Annotated in this window: 2 protein-coding genes; both read left to right on the plus strand. The window is 74.4% G+C overall.

Annotated features, from left to right (window positions below; all coding sequences use genetic code 11):
- Nucleotides 1-3 precede the first annotated feature (3 nt).
- Entirely contained in the window at nt 4-16,395 is a 16,392-nt protein-coding gene (locus tag AB0C59_RS17470) for a hypothetical protein (RefSeq protein ID WP_363005328.1), read from the plus strand.
- Nucleotides 16,392-16,976: a type VII secretion system-associated protein gene (locus AB0C59_RS17475; protein WP_363005330.1), complete on the plus strand. Its 585-nt coding sequence runs from the start codon at nt 16,392-16,394 to the stop codon at nt 16,974-16,976. The genes AB0C59_RS17470 and AB0C59_RS17475 overlap by 4 nt, the downstream gene beginning before the upstream one ends.
- Nucleotides 16,977-16,995 lie beyond the last annotated feature (19 nt).

The following is a 16,995-nucleotide window of genomic DNA, read 5'->3' on the forward strand; positions in this document are numbered from 1 at the left end:
ACCATGGCGATCGAGGCCTCGCCCCAGCTCAACAACCTCCTGTTCGTCCTGATCGGTGAGCGTCTGCTCCAGGCGAACGAGGATCTGGCCTACGCGAGCCATGTGCCGTACAAGCAGCTCGGCAAGCGGGTTCTCGAACTGTCCGACGTCATCGAGCAGTCGGTCGTGGGCACGGGGCGGGCGCTGCCGCCCCGGGTCGGCAACGACTACGTGCGGGCCATGAACCTGTTCGTGAACGACGGCGGCACGAACTACCTCAAGGACTTCGCCGACCAGCTGGACGAGATCGCGCAGGGGCGCGTCCAGACGTCGATGAACATCACCGAGTCCAAGTGGCAGATCATCGCCGAGCTGATCCGGCTGCTGGTCGAACTCGCCATCATCCTCGTGATGTCCGTCTTCAGCGGCGGTTCCTCGGCCGGGGAGGCGGCGGTCGCCAAGGCCCGCAGCCGGGTCGTGGTCCTGACCGTCATGGACACCCTGCTCAAGCGGACCCATCTGATGCCCACGCTGAGCGAGGCGTTCGAAGAGGCCTTCATGACCTTCGCCGTGCGCCTTGCCATGATGGTCGCGGGTCCCGAGGGCCGTCGCCCCAAAGGCTTCGACTGGGCGCAGATCGCCCAGGACGGCGCCTTCGGTGCCTTCGCCTCGCTGTTCCACGGCGCGTTCTCGCACATCGGCGACGGGCTCGGCAAGTTCTTCAAGAACGACTTCAAGCACGGGCCCGTCACCAAGGACCTGGCCGACGACATCACGTCGAAGGTCGGCAAGAACGAGACTCCTTCGAAGTTCGGCAGGAACAACGACGTCCACCACTTCGACGGCGACGGCAGCCACGTCCGCGACCTCGGTGAGGGGAAGAACTCCCGCTGGTCGCCGGACGAGATCGCGCGGGACCTCGGCCGGGACAGCCGAGACTTCGTGACCGAGGGCGGGTCCGAGGCCGCCGCCGAGTTCCTGGGCAGCGGCCTGTTCACGGGCAACTGGTCGACCAGTTGGGACACGTTCCTCGGCGCGGGCATCAGCGGCAAGGTCGAACACACGCTGAGCGAGGCGGCGGCGGGCGCCGGCACCTTCGTCAAGAACACCTTCGGCATCAACCTGCCCGGCACCAGCGGCCTGAAGAGCGACGACCGTGGCGGCACGGGGCATGGCACGGAGGGGAACGGAAGCGGCACCCGCACCTCGTCGGGGCCGTCCCCGACGTCCGGCGCGCCCGGGACCTCGGGCAAGGGCGGTGCACGCGGGGGTGTGTCCGGCACGCGCTCCGGCTCCGCGGAGGACGCCGAGGAGCACACGACGAGGCCGCGCACCGAGACCGAGCACGAGCAGGACCCCGAGCACGAGTCCGGGCACGGGGCCGAGGGCAGCGACGTGACCGCGCCACCCGTGCGCACGAGCACCGTCGGAACGGGAACCGGCACCGCCGGGAACACAGGCCACGCGCACGAACCCACCGACCCGGAGCACTCCGAGGAACCCGCCGGACACCAGGAACACGGGCCCACGGACAGCGACATGACCGCGCCGCCCGTGCGGACCACGGGGTCCGGCGCCGACGGGCACCGGGCGCACGAGGTCGAGAGCCCGACCACCGGGGTGCTCACCGAGGGCGGGGGCACTCCCTCGGCCACGGACCCCACTGCCCCCGGCAACCCGCACGTCACGACGAGTTCGGCGCCCGCACCCGGGGCTCGCGGCACGTCCGGCTCCACGGACGCGTCCACCGAACACCGCACCTGGCACGAGCTGTTCGGCAACCCGCACGGCTCTCCCGAAGAGCACCGGGCGCTGCTCGACCAGATCGCCGGGCACCGGGGCGGCGACCTGCCGTCGCCCGAGGAGCTGGATCTGCGCCGCGCGGTGCACGACCAACTCGCCGCGCTGCCCGGGGTGACGGTCGTCGTGGACGACGCCGCCAACTTCGGCCATCAGGCGGCGGCCACCATGCTGATGGACTCGCTGCACGAACTCGGATACCCGGGGCGGATCACCGTGATCGCCCCCGACAGTGTCCGCGACCGGCTCCAACTGCTCGTGTCGGACACCCTGAACCAGCGGATCGACTGGCACACGGGCACGTTCGGTTCGGGCACCCCGGGGTCCGGCGCGCACGCCGAGGGCGTCAAGGACTCCCTCGTCCTCGTGGCCGCCAGCGACCGGCTCGACTCGGACACCGGCACGGCGAAGGACTTCCTGGACTTCGTCGGCGCGGACCGCGCGGTCGTCCTCAAGCCGTACGCCTGGGGCGAGTCGCATCGCATGCTCTACACCCGGCCGGGCCCCGGCGACCCGGTCACGGTCCACGACCTGGAGGACGACGGCACCGGCACACAGCCCATCCCGGGCAGCGCCCTGTACCGCTTCCACGTGCCGAAGCTGACCGGGCCCGAGCTGGACGCGCTGATCACCGAGCAGGTCCCCGGCGCGCGCGGCCAGGGGCTGCGGGCCGTCGCGGACGCGGTCCTGCACAGCCGGGCCGAGCTGATGCCGGTCTACGGCCTGCACAACGTGGCGACCCCCGGCCGCGCCTCCGCGGCCACCACCCTGGCCTCCGGGGCGCACGCGGCCGGACTCGGCAAGCCCTCGGTGGTGCTCACCCTGGGCGAGGCGACGGTGCCCTTCGCTCCCCGTCACAGCGCGGACTGGCTGCACCACGCCGACCTGGGCGACCCGGACCTCGCGGACCGCATCGACTCCCTGGGACCCGACGAGGTCCTGGTCGTCAGCGGCGGGAAGCTGCCGCAGGACGTGTTCCGCCAGCTGTACCGGCTCGGGAACATGCCCGCGGTCCTGGAGGGCGCCAACACCAGCAACCTGGCGCAGCTGCTGGGGCGCCCCTTCTTCTCCGTGCTGACCCACCACACCCCGTACGACCGGCTCGACCCCGACGCCGCCGACCGGCTCCAGGGCGTCACGGACGCGATCGTCCACGAGAGCGAATGGGGCGGTCGACTGGAGGACGCCCCCGGTTGGGCGGACCTCCAGACGGCGCACACCGCGCGGTCGGTGCTGGGCGCGCTGCCCGCGCGGGACGGAGGACGTCTGCTCGGCCAGGACGAGATGCTGCGGCTGACCGACGTCCTGCCCACGGAGCGGATCACCGGCATCCTCGGCACCGGCGCGACCGTACGGCGGATGGTGGACTTCGATCCGAACGACCTGGGCCAGTACAGGCGGCAGGTGCGGGATCCCGCCGAAGTGGTCCTCACGTCACAGCAGTTGGAGCAGCTGACCCGGGCCGTCGACACCGCGTACGCCGACCACGAGAAGACCGTGCGCGAGGCCACCGGCACGTTCTCGGTGGCTCCCGGTCCGCAGCAGACCCAGGCCGTCGCGGACGCCATCAGGGACTCCCTGACCGAGGGCGCCCCTCTGCACACGTACTTCCAGGGCTTGGCCGCCCAGGCCCGGGACCCGCGCAACGACCAGGTGCTCCAGGCCCTGCACCTCGTCTTCTCCGGCACGCACACGAGTTCTTCCCCGGGCTCCGCCCGCCCCCTGCCGACGGTCTCCGCCCACGACCCGGCCGCCCCCTCGGCATCGACGTCGTCGGCGGACGCGCTCTCGTCCCCGTCCCCGGCTCCCTCCCCGTCACCGGAGGCGGAGCCGGAGAGCGGGCCGCCCCGAGCGGTCCGCGCCGTGTCCGCGCCGGCCCCCGCCCCGGCGACCTCCACGGCGGACCCCGAGGTCTCCGACACGGAGTCGCAGGCGGACTCCGAGGACTTCGGGGACTTCACCGACCTGCTGGGCGACCCGCAGCCCACGACGGGCGTGCTCACCGAGAGCGGCAGCGGACCCCAGCCCGACCTCTCCGAGCACTCCGCTCCCTCCCTGTCGACCCAACCGGCGCCGACTCACGCCGACTTCCCCGCCGAGCAGACGCTGACGGCGGACCCGGGGGACTTCCTGGGTGCGAACGTCCTGTCCATGGACCTCGACGAGGGACTGGCGCGGCACGCGCCGGGGCTGGACGCGAACGCCCGTCGTGCCTTCGTGCGGGCCCTGGTGGACCCGGAGCTGGACGAGCACCGGTTCGTGCTGGTCGAGGACGGCAGGCGGGACAGCGGCGGGCGGCCGGTGTACGTGCTGGCGCCCGCGGTCGAGTGGTACGCGCGGCACTACGCGGGCGTGAAGTCCTTCGGCCTGCCCGCGGACGGGCTGCCCCCGGTGCGGGCCGAACACGGCTATGTGGAGGCCGCCTTCACCCCCTACCTCACGGGCGGCACCGCCGACCCGGGGCGCAGTGTCGGCCACACCTCGGTGCCACGGGACCCGCGGGACGGCGCCGGTCCGACCCTCGTGGTGACGCCCGCCATGAACGGCTGCGCGTTCGTGGTGTCGGGCCACCCGGACCCGGACCGCTTCACCGTGTGGCACTACCAGTCCCCGGAGTCGAACTTCCACCACACCGTGGACTTCCGGCGCGACATCCGGCCGACCGACTGGTTCGGCCACGACGAGTACTACGGCGGCGACCACGCGGAGGGCGACGACCGGCTCTTCGAGGTCGCGAACATGCTGTGGCACGGCCCGAACGGCTGGGAGATCCTCAGCCAGGAGAACCACACCAGTGCCCGGTCCAAGGACTCCCTCTCCTTCGGGGAGCTGCGCAGGCGCCCGCTGGTCCTGGATCCCGGCACGGAGCTGGCGCACACCGTGCGCTTCTACCAGGCCATGGCGCGCAGTGAGCGCGAGCAGCACAACTGGCCGCTGCGGCAGGCGCGCCGCAAGATCCTCGACGTACGCCCGCAGAGCGGCGACCCGCAGGCGCTGAACCAGCTCTTCGGCGCGATCGACGCGCACATCGACCGGGAGATCGACGCGCTCGCCCGGGTCGGCGACTTCGACTCCCTGCGCGGCCTCGCGGACCAGTTCACGTCCCAGCGCGCCGCGCTGCGCGATCAGTTGGAGAGCCTGATCGGGCAGGCGAGCGTCCTGCGCGCCGGCGCCTCGAAGGCGCAGGCCGAGGCCGCCGTCAAGGTGCGCGATCTCGCGCAGCGGATGGTGAACGAGTTCATCCACAGTCCGGCGAAGAACTGGACGGACCTGCTGCGCGACGAGGGCGCGGCACCGCATCCCCGCACGGTCGCCGCGCTCCATCTGGCCAAGGCCAGGGCCGAGCGGGACGACCCGATCTCGCTCCTGAACGTGCACCGCGCCGACGTCACCCGCACCAGGCCGTCCGGTGCGGAGGCGGCGGCCGTGCAGCAGGTGCTCACCCGTGTCCACGACCACATCACCGAGGAGATCCGCCGGCTCGAACAGGTCAGGGACCTGGACACGCTGCGCGGGCACGCGACGACGTTCCAGCAGCGGCGCCGCGCCCTGACGGAGGAGCTGGTGGGGCGGTACGCGACGGTGATGGCGACGTCCGCCAAGGGCATGAAGCCGGACGCGCTGCGCGCCATGGCGGAGCGGCAGCGGCTGACGTCCCAGATGCTGGAGACCTTCGCCAACAGGCCGTTCGACGACTGGATCGGCAGCATGGACCGGGCGTCGTCCGCCCTCGCGGCCCGGCCGGCCACGGGGACGGCAGGGTCCGGCGCGGGGCGGGCGAGCACCTCCGGTGTCGTCACCGAGGGCCGCGCCCCGTCGCCCGCTCCCGGTGCGCCCCACCGTCTGGTGACCCGCCCCGTCACGCCCGCTCCGGCCCCGGGGACCTCCCCGCCGGCTCCCGGCTCCTCCACGCCCGCTCCCCCGGCCGCCCTGCGGACCCTGGACGACCGCACGGTGCCGGACACGGCGCTGCGCCGGACGACCCTCACGGGCAGCGACGGCCGGCCCGTGGGCCAGGCCTCCTACACGCGCGCGGACTGGTCGCGGCGCGAGCAGCGCATGCCGACCGTGCTCGCGGGAGGGACCTACTCGGACCACCGCAGCGACCGGGCCGCCCTGGTGGGGACCCCGCACGCCCTGCCGTGGCGGGACGGGAACGCCACCTTCTTCGCCGGGCACGGCACCGCGACCCGGGTCACCCTCGCCCTGGCGGACGGGACCACCGTGCAGGTCACGGGCCGGGAGCTGGCCCGCTATCTGGAGCGCGGGGACCTCGGCCCGAAGGACCGGCCCATCGTGCTGTACTCGTGCACCACCGGGCGTCCGCCGGAGCACGGCGGTCTGCCGGTCGCCCAGCACGTGGCCAACCTGACCGGCCGGGTGGTCCACGCCCCCACCACCGAGGCGGGCACGGCCGTGGACAGCCGGGGCCGGGTACGGCCGATCCTCTACCTCGACGCCGACGGCACCCGCGGCGCCTGGACGTCCTTCACCCCCGAACCGTCCGGCGGGGCCCTGGACGACCTGGCGCGCGCGGCCGGGCTGCACGAGGGCCCGGATCCCGCCGACCCCTGGGTCCGCAACCGGACCCTTCAGCTGGTGCGGACGCTGCGGGGCACGTGGGGCGCCGAGATCGAGGGAACGGCGGGGCACCGCACCCTGCTGCGCGGTCTCGCGGCCCTGGACACGCTGCGCTGGAACCCGGGTCCGGACGGCTCGCCCGCCCGCCACACGGACGGCCGGATGACCCCCGGTGTGCTGCACGCCATCACCCGCGACCTGCTCGGGCTGCCGCCCTCCGCCTCCCCCGGCCGTGAACAGGTCACGGCCGTGCTGAGCGCCGCCGCCACGGCCCACGGGGCCGATCCCGGGACCTCGCTGCACGGCCTGCGCCCCTCCCCCGCCGAGCCCGCGCCACCGCCGCTCCCCCACTCCCCGGGCGGCGCCGGTTCCCCGGCCTCGGACGCCGTACGGGACGGGGTCACCGACGGCTCACCGGAAGCGACGGCGGACCGTCGCGTGACCCGGAGGGTACCGGCGGCGGGCGGTCGGCCCGGGCTCGACGTGCTGAACGTGGTGGGCGACGGGGACTGCTTCTTCACCTCGATCCTGGCGAGCACCGCGCGCCAGCAACCGGACTCCGCCGTACGTCATATGACCGTGCGTCAACTTCGTGACCACGCGGCGGACCGGTTCGCCCGGTCGTCTCTGCGGACGTCCGCCGCCATGCGCACGGACCCCCTGGAGATCCTCGTCGGCGACCTGGACACCGACACGCTGCGCCATGTCCTCGGTGGCGTCGCGCTGCCCGCTCTCACCTCCGGGCAGCAGGCCCGGATCGACGGCCTGCTGACCGAGCGGATGTACCTGGACGAACTCCGCCGCCGTACCACCGACCCGGAGCAGCGCCGGGCCATCGCCGACCTGAACGCGGCGGGCATCCGCGCCCGGCTGCCGCACTACACGGCCGACCCGGCCACCGCCCCGCCCGCCGAGCGGGACCGGCTGACCGACCAGTACCACCGTGACGCGTTGCGGACCCGGCTCCTGGCCGAACTGCGCGCCGGCGGTCCCGCCGCCCGGCGGCGCTGGCAGGACCTGCTGACCACCGCCTATCCGCGCTGGGCGAGGACGGCTCCCGGGCTCGACGAGATCAGCGGCGCCACGACCGGCGACCTGGTCGAACGGGCCATCCGGGACGTACGCCTGTGGGCCACCCCGTTCTTCGACCGGGCGCTGCCGGCCGTGGCCGGCGCCATCGGGCTCGACGTGGTCGTGGTGCAGGAGGGCCGGCCCGACCACCATCTGGCCGAGGGCACCGCCGCGACGGTGTACGTCCACTACAACGGCACCGACCACTACTCGGCCGCCGCGATCACCGGGGCCGCGAGCGGGTCGACACCCCCGAAACCGCCCACGACGTCCGGGGAGACGTCCGGGAAGAAGGTCCGCTTCGCGCCGGGCACCAAGGGCGGCGACACGGCAGGGACCGCCACCGGAGGCAAGGAGGCCGTAACGGGGCCGTCCGCCGAGGACACCGCCGCGCGTGACCCGTTCGCCCGGATCGAGCGGCAGTTGGACACCCACCGGCCGCCCCGCCTGGACCGCTCCCTGCTCCCGCCGCCCCGCACCGGCGGACCGGTGGTCTTCAGCGACGGCAGCCGCCTGCCGTCGTACCTCACCGGCGACGGCACCGACGGGAGCCAGACCGGCAGCTACGGCCACAGCCAGGTCACCCTGCGCGGCGTCGACGCGGTCGTGCGCGAGATCGGCGACCGCATGGGCCTCGCCCGCGCGGCGAACCCCGGCCCGGGGGATCCGCTCGCCCATCTGGAGCGGGCGCTGCGCACCACCCCGCGCGTCTTCCACGGCGACGGCTACGAGTCGCCGCCCTTCCGCGACGCGCAGGGCCGGATCCGGGTCATGCGGGTGACGACCCGTCCGCACGGCCGCTGGGAGCGGTTCACCGACGTCCACGGCGCCCCCGTCAAGGTGGACGAGGGACAGCGCAGCCAGGTCACCACCGGCGCCGCCAAGACGGTGGGCACCACGGTGCAGGTGGCACCGTCCGTCGCCGTCGGGCCGCCGTCCGGGCCGGTCGCGTACGGCAGGGTCGGCGGGGCGCTCGCACTGAGCCGCTCGTACGAGTTCGGCATGCAGGACCAGACGCTCAGCCAGGTCGAGACCCGCATGGGGGACGGCTCCCATCTGCACCTGGACGATGTGCAGTACGAGGTGTCGCTGGTCGGGGCGCCCTCGGGCGTGGGCCCGTCGGGCCTGCCCAGGGCGTTCGCGGCGGGCGGGTCCCACACGACGTTCGCGGTGCGCGGCGGGCTGGCGGTACGGCTGTCGGACAGCGAGACCTCGCCGGCCGCGCCCGGACCGGCGCCGCGCACGATGACGCTCGGCCCGCAGGCCGACTACCGGCTGGTGCACACCGAGGGGTACGGCTCGCTCAAGGAGATCCGCGACTGGGCGGTGGCCCGCGCGGGTGCGCGGCCCGGCAGTGCCGCCTACGGCGAGATCACGGGCTTCTTCACCTCGGAGAGCTTCCACCGCATGGCGGACCGGCTGGCGCACGGCCAGGTGACGGGCCGCCCGCTGTTCGGCGAGGACACCTCCCGTTCCCCGCAGGGCGCGTTCGTGGTGGAGCGGGTGGTGCCCGGCAAGGCCACGCTGCTCACCGAGACCGACGCCGCGGAGATGCGGAACACGATCCAGCAGACCGTGAAGAACGAGCGGACGCTGTCGAAGACCTACACCCAGGAGGTCAACGCCTCACTCGGTCCCAGCTTCGACCTGCTGGGCTTCTTCGGTCCCGCCGCGAACCTGCGCGCGATGTTCGGCGCGGTCGGCCGCTACGGGCGCAGCACCACGCACGGCGGGGTGTTCGGCGGCTCGGGCGCGCGCAAGATCGTGGGGCGGGCCAAGAAGGTTCCGACGGACCTCTACCTGGTCGGCAAGACCGTCTACGTGCGCAAGACGGGCGACAAGGAGGCCACGCCGTTCACCACGTGGAGCCTGGACCGTATGACGCGCACCGAGGCGCGCCGTCAGGCGGGCTGGGACGACGGCACCCGGCTGCGCCGCCGAGGCGGCGACGAGCCCTTCGCCCCCGCCCATCTGACCACGAACGCACCGGCGTTGCTGGGTATGAGCCGCCCGGAGGCGTTCACGTACGACGACGGCGACGTGGTGCGCGCGCCCGCCGACCGCACCGGCACCGAGGCCTCGCCCCGCACCCTGCTGGACTCCTTCACCGACCAGGTGGTCCGCGCCGCCGCCCGCCGCTACCCGGGGATGCTCGCTCCGCTGGACGAGCTGGGCGACCCGTCGGACAGGCGCTGGCGCGACGCCGAGCACTACCGGATGGCGCTGCAGAACACGCTCACCGTCATCAACACCCTGTCCCAGCAAGGTGTCGCGGGAAACCTGGAGGCCCTCACGACGTCCGGCATCAGGATCGGCCTGGTCGATCCGGGGCGGTTCAGCCGCGCCTACCGCTGGATCTGGATCGACGGCGCGCTGTCCGACCGCCGGTACGAGGGAACGCAGAACGACCTGATCCTGCGCGGGAGTTCGCCGGGTACGGACCGGCTCGACGGCCAGCAGAACGTGGTGCGCACCGTGGAGGGCGGGTTCGACGCGACCCTGTCGGTGCGCGACACCCGCAAGGACGGCATCGGCGCGCCCCCGTACGTCGGCACCGTGCAGGCGGGCCCGCGCTGGGGCCGGCAGAAGGGCCGGAGGACGGGATACGGCGCCACCGCGTCGTACGAGCCGATGGCGGTCAGCGCCGGCCCGTCCCCTCTGCACAGCTACCGGCTGGAGTTGACCGCGACCAGCGGCGGCTACTGGCGCCCGCGCAGCCTGTGGCGGGGCATCGGCTCGCTGGGGCTGCTCGGCACCCGGGTGATGGTGCGCCGCGAGGCCGAGGTCGACCTGCTGGCCGAGCCGGTGGTGGGCCGCGTGGTGCTGTCGGTGCCCGACGAGCACACCCCGGGCACCGATCCCCACACGGCACCGGCCGCGGCCGTGCCGCCGCGCACGCAGACGCTGGATCCGGCGCGGGCCAAGGCCCTCGCGACCGGCGACACCCGCGAGGTGTCCGCGGACCACGGCAAGGACCCGTTCGGCGACCAGCCCTACCAGACCGTCGGCGTCGGCGGGCACGAGGAACTCGCCACCGCCGTCGAGGAGGTCATGCGGGACGCGTCGGGCGGCTCATGGCACTTCGCGGAGATCGGCGCGTCGGCGCACGACGCGTCGGTGCGGCCGTTCCAGCCGCAGTACCTGGCCGCGGGCTTCGACCAGTCGTCGGGCCCGGCCGGGACCCGGATCGCCGGGCTGTTCGGGAAGGGCCCGTATCTCAACCGGCTGGGCGCGCTGGTGCACCGGACGCGGGTCGTGGACCCCGTCGTGGTCTCCAAGCCGGTGAAGGTCGAGACGGAGCAGACGCTCGGCAGCGACCTCCAGGCCTCCGGGGCGGTCACCACGACCCACACCTTCACCCTGGCCGGTGGCGGCTCGCTCGGCCACACGCACCCCGTCGGGCCGTCGGTGAGCGGCGCGTACGGCCTGCTGGGGCGCCTGGGCCGCTCCCGTGCCGTCTCGCACACCGTCACCCGCACCGTGACCTCGGAGATCGACCGGGACGCCGAGGGCCACAAGGTGCTGGTGTCCGGGGGGACCCAGCACGACATCGCCGGTTCGGTGCGCACGGGCGGACTGCTCTCCCCGCTGCACTCGCTGGTCACCTGGTACCGCTCGACCTGGGCGGGCCGGCGGCTGACGTTCGCCTCCGACTGGCTCGGACATCTGCCGGAGAAGGCGGCGCACCGGCTGGGCCTCCTGCGCGACGGCCTGGGCGAGGTGCCCCGCTACACCGCGAAGGCGTGGAGCCAGCCGAAGTGGCTGCGCGACAACCCGTTCGGCTCGTATCCGGTCAACTCCCTGGACACCACCAAGGTGCTGGCCGACTTCGACCGGCAGCTGCGCGACCTGGGCATCGACGACGCGAGCCGCGACCGCGTCCACTCCATGGTCACGCCGCGCGCCGTGCGGGCCCTGCGCGAACGGATGACGGGGGGCGGTGCGACGACGCGGGCGCGGATCGGCGGCTGGGGGCACGGCTCGATCCGCGTCGGCGGCCGCACCGGCTCGCTGCGCGTCGAACTGATCGCGGACGAGCCGCGGTTCGACGGCCTCGACCACAGCGCCACCCTCCAGGACAACCGGGTCGCCACCGAGACGGTGGAGGAAGGCGTCGTCACCTCCCGGTCCCGGGCGCTCGGGGCGAGCGTCGGGGAGGGGGTGCGCACCGGGTCGAAGACCGCGACGGCGGCCGGGCCGGCCTACACCGAGACGGGCACCAGCGCGCAGTCCACGTCCACCGGCCGCTCCACCGCGCGCATGAAGACCCACGTCTTCTACGCGAACGAGCCCTACGCCGAGTACCTCACGGGCTACCGGCTGCGCCTGACCCTGGACGTCGGCGGACGCACGCTCGCCCGGCAGGAGGGCGAGGTGGGCCGGCTGCGGGAGCAGCTGCCGCTGAGCCTGACCGTCCCGGACCGCGACGACGCGAAGGGCGCCGGGGCCGATCCGCTCGGCACGCCCGACCTCGCCGCTCCCGAGCGTTCGGCGACCGTCTGGCAGCAGGGCCGGGTCACGCCGGACGCCATCGAGAAGTGGCGTGCGGCACCGCGTCCGGATGGCACCTCACGGCCTTTCCGGGTTCCGGCGAACGGCTTCCATGTGCGCCGTGTCGTGGGTCTGGACACGCTGCGGGACGCGGGTGACCTGGCCGTCGCCAAGGCGTACGGCACCTCCCTCGCCCCGGCCGCGAAGGGGCCGCGCGAGCTGACGGGCGAGGAGCTGGAGTCGGCCGTGGCCGCGGCGCGCCGCACCGGGCTGACCCGGCCGGGCACGGCGTCCGCTCTCGCGCTGCGCGACGGCACGGACAACGCGGCGCTCGCCGCCTTCTTCGGGGACAGCGCGGGCCCCGACGGCCATGCCGTGGCCGGACTGACCGAGGACACGTTCGCGGGCGGAGCCCAGGGCGACCTGCGGCTGTACTCCCGGCCCGACTTCGCGGGGGCGCGGCTGCTGGCGGTGGCCGCGGACGCGACCATGGAGAGCACGGAGCGGCACACCGACAGCCTGGACGCGTCGGTCTGGCGCACCGGCGTCCAGGACTCGTCCCTGGGCGGCCAGCCCGTCCTGGCCACCGACACGTCCGGCTCCGCGGTCCCCGGGGCCTCCGGCACGGGTGTGAACACCACGGAGACGGACGGCCGCAAGCTGGCGGGCGCCGAGGGCGCCCAGCTCAACGTCAAACCGAAGACGGGCCGCGCCTTCCTGTTCGCGATCCCCACGAGCTGGCTCGGTGTCGCGGACGTGGACCGGCACTTCAAGGACAGCGCGGCAGGCGCCTGGATCGGACGGCACCTGGGCCCGTTCGGCTATCTGAAGCCGGGCCCGCAGGCCGTGGAGGCACGGACGCAGGTCCTCGCCTGGGTCCGCGAGGACGTGGCACGGGAGCTGGGACTGGTCGGCGACGACACCTTCCCGCCGCGCGTCGCGGACGCCTGGGCGACGGTCACGCGGGCGAGCGACGCGTGGGTGGCGGCGGACAGGAAGTACTGGGAGCACCGCCGGGCCGTACCGGAGCTGAAGGAGGTGCGCCATGAGCGCAGGCGCGCACTGGCCTCCGCCAAGCGGCGGCTGGAACAGGCTCTGGAGGCGGACCGCACGCGCGCCGCGGACGCCGGCCCGTCCGGCGCGGCGGCCTCGGACGGCACCCGGCCGCCCGGGGTACCCGCGTCCGGGGTGCCCGCATCCGGGGCCGACCGGCCGTCCCGGTCTCCCGAGCTGCCCGAGTCGCCCGAGACCGCGCTCGCCCGGCAGCGGGTCCGTGAGGCGGCCGCTGCGCTCAAGGCCGCCCGGCGCGCACTGCATCTGAAGGTCGGCGCCGTGCGCACGGCCGAGCGGACGGCGGAATCGGCCGCCGCCGCCTTCCACGCGGTGCGGGCGGGCGCGGACCGGCTCACCCGCTGGCACCGGCTGCCCGCCGAGCCGCACGGCCCCGACGAGGCCCCGCGTCGCGCGGGCCTCACGGAGCCCCCGCCGGTCCGGTTCAACGCGCCGCCCGCCAAGGCCCGGCCCGCGTGGGAGCGCTTCACGGCGACACCCGGCGGCAAGGGCCTCGACGCGACCCTGGTCTCGCCGGGCGGGGACGAGTACACCCTGCGCGAGATGCCCTCGGACGGCGACGCCTTCGCGCACGCCCTGGCCGAGGGGCTGTATCACGCCGACCCGGATCTGCTCGGCGGACTCGCCGCGTCCCAGGACCGCCGGGAGATCGTCGCCGGACTGCGCCGGCGGCTCGCGCACGAGCTGGGCGAGCCGGCCAACGCGGACCTCGCGGAGTTCACCTCCCCCGACACCCTCGACGTGTTCAGCGCGGCCGAACTGGCCGACGCGGGAATCGCGTTCGAGCCGGGCACCCCCGAGCGCCGCGAGTTCGACGACTCCGGCCGGATGCCGCTGCACGCGGCGCTGCCCGAGGCCGGTCGGTCGGAGCTCGCCGCGGCGCAGATACGCCGTGCCGGTGACGGCGACGACGACGCGGGCTGGGACCACGGCGGCGCCGACCTGCTGCCCGCGCTCGCGTCGCGCGCCTTCGGGGTGCGCCTCACGGTGGTGCGCGGCGACGGCGGCTTCCAGGAGTTCACCCCGCCCTGGGCAGGACCCGACGAGGCGTTGCCCCAGGTCGTCCTGCATCTGAAGGACCGCCACTTCAGGCTCGCGGTCCCCGTGGGCGAACCGGCGCGGGAGCCCGCGCTCCCGGCCCCGCCACCGCGGTCGTACGCACCGAGGACCGGCGGGAAGGACGACGAGCCCGGCGTGCCGCGTCGGCCGGCCCATGCGAGCGCGCCGTGGAACACCACCACGACGACGGCCTGGCGCCACGGCACCGACGGCGGGGCGGCCACGCTGACCGCGCCCGACGGCGCCGTCCACGACCTGGTGGAGCCGTCCGGCGACGGCAACGGCTTCTGGTCCGCGCTCTCTTCGGCACTGGACCCGGCCGGTGAACGCGACGCGGCGGCACCGGTCGGCGCCGGCTCCCTGCCTCCGGGCGCCGCCCTGGACCGCGACGCGCGCTTCACCCACGACGAGGTGGTGCGGGCCGGGGTCGTCCTCGACCCGCGGCAGGCCGAGCTGCTTCGGCGCGACGGCGGCAGGCTGCCGGACGGGCTCGTCCTGACGCCAGGTCAGACCCGGGAGCTGATCCGTACCCAGCTGCGTACGGCCCGGCACTGGGACGGCGCCACCGCGCGCACCGCCGCCGAACTCGCCGCGGCCGCCCACGGGGTCCGGCTCACCGTCGTCTCGGAGGACGGCACCACCGAGACGCACGGCGCGGCGGACGGTCCTGTCGTGACGCTGTACCGGCGCGGCGGCGAGTACCTGTGGGCACGCCCCCGGCAGGCGGCGGCGCCGAGGCCCGACACGGCGGCCGAGGCGCACGAGGAGCCGACCACCGGCCCGTTGACGGAGTCGGGTGCCGAGTCCCTCACCGACGCCGATCTGACCGACGACTTCAGGCAGCGGCTCAACGCGCCCGCCCTCCTGGACGTTCCGGTCACCCGGGAGGACGTGGAGGGGCTCGCCCACGACGCCGGAGCCGAGATCGCCTGGCAGTTGGCACCCGCCATCCCCCTGCGGGAGGCCGGGCTGAGCGATCTGGACCGGGCCCGGCTCGTGCTGCGCCGCCCGGACCTGGACCCCGAGCTGGCGCGGGCCCTGGAAGGGCCGGGCGAGGAGACCGAGAGGGAGCCGAAGCGGCTGCTGTGGCAGCCGGGCTACGCCACAGGTGACCAGTTCGGCATCGCCGCGGCCCTCGTCGCCGACGAGAACCTGCATGTCGCGGTGCTCACCGGCATCTCCGGGCGGGAGAAGCAGGACAAGGGAGCGGCCATTCACGCGTTCTACCTGGCCTCCGGGGTGCCGGCCGAGCGCGTGCACCTCGTCCAGGTCGGCGAGGGCAAGCCCGCGAAGGTCGCGGAGGCCAAGGCCGCGGAGGTCATGGGCCGCAACCTGACCGGAGGCGAGAAGAAGAAGCTCGTGATCCCGGTGGGCTCCGGCACCACGTGGATCGGCAGGAACTTCAGCGTCGACGTCCGCCGCAAGGTCCGCGCGGCCTGGGGGCTGGACGAGGCGGGCTTCCCGAAGGACGCGCGCGCGGCGGTCGGGGAGTGGCTCGGCGGGCAGGGCGTCCACCCCTCGCCGGACCGCGACACGATCATCCTGTGGTCGCGGTTCAGCGGCAAGAAGGGCGACGTCCACGTCGAGCACGACACCGCCTACCGGGGCGTCCGGCAGATCCTGGACGGACTGCGCGAGGAGCGGGAGCGCACAGGGCACCACCCGCTCGTCCTCGTCGCGGGCGACCCGTACGCCGACCCCGCGCACGCGGACAAGTACCCCGGGATCGTCGCGGACTTCCGGGCGGCGGGCCTGGACGTGCACGACCTCACCGGGTTCTGGGACAAGGACAAGGACGGCACGGCCTCCTGGGGCGGCGGCAGCCGCATCGGCCAGATGCGGCTCTACGAGCACCTGCGCCTGGGGAGCCGCTCCACCCGCCACCTCGGCTTCCGCAGCGGCAACCTGGAGGCCATGGCCATGGTCGGGCACACCGTCCGCTACATGGAGGAGCCGGACAGCGAGGGCGGCGACCGGATGGCGAAGTGGCACGCGGCCCTCAACTCGCTGCACACCACGACGGGCGGGCTCGCCACCGGCTACGAGCGGATCACGGTGAAGGAGCCGCCGACCCGCTCCGGCAAGTTCCTGGTGGGGCTGCGCGGCGGCGAGGTGCACAACTCCACCCCGGACCCCAAACGCCCGCCGTGGGTGTACGGGGCGGACCCCCGGGTCGCGAAGCCCGACGAACTCCGTGCCAAGATCAGGGGTTTCGATCCGGAGGACGTCGACCGGATCCTGAGCTATCTGCTCGGCTCCGCCCCGCACCCCCCTGGCGGCGACGCCGGGCAGGACGGCGACGGCGGTCCGGTCCAGAACAGTCGAGAAGGAGTCAGGCAGTGAGCGAGAGCCCCGACGCCGCCGCGGCGTTCCCGGACGTGCCGGACGATGTGCGTGAGGCGGCGCGGCTCGCCCCGGACCACTGGCTGGGCGTGGTCGACCCCGCCTGGCGGGGCGAAGGCCCGCCGCCCGCCTGGGCGTTGGTCGGCGAGTGGCGCTCGGGCAGCGGTGGCGAGGTCGAGGAGTGGCGCGACAACGACGAGTACCGCCCCTCCCCCGCCGCGCTCGGGTGGCCGGAGCCGACGGACGCGGTGGACGAGGCCGTCCAGCGGGCGTCCACCGGCTACGGGCCGGCCGAGGAGGTGCCGCGCCTGCTGGCCGCCGCTCAGGTGTCGGTGCTGCTCGGCCCCGGCGGCGCGCCGCTCGCCGCGTGCACCCCGGACGGTGAGGCCGTGATCCCCGCCTTCACCTCCACCGATCATCTGCGGGCGGCCGGTCTGCTCGCCTCCAGGACCGTGCCGGTCGCCGAACTCGTCGGTGAACTGCCCGACGGACACCGGCTGTACGTCAACCCGACCGCTACCGTCAGCATGGTCGTCGAGAACGAGCCGCTGCTCGACGCTCTCGCCCCGACGGCACCGTGATCCACGTCGTACCCCCGCC

Origin of the sequence: Streptomyces sp. NPDC048664 (assembly GCF_040650555.1) — a bacterium.
GTDB lineage: Bacteria > Actinomycetota > Actinomycetes > Streptomycetales > Streptomycetaceae > Streptomyces.

What these genes read in the sequence shown, in the direction of transcription:
- AB0C59_RS17470 (WP_363005328.1), top strand. Translation starts at nt 4, where the DNA reads ATGGCGATCGAGGCCTCGCCCCAGCTCAACAACCTCCTGTTCGTCCTG.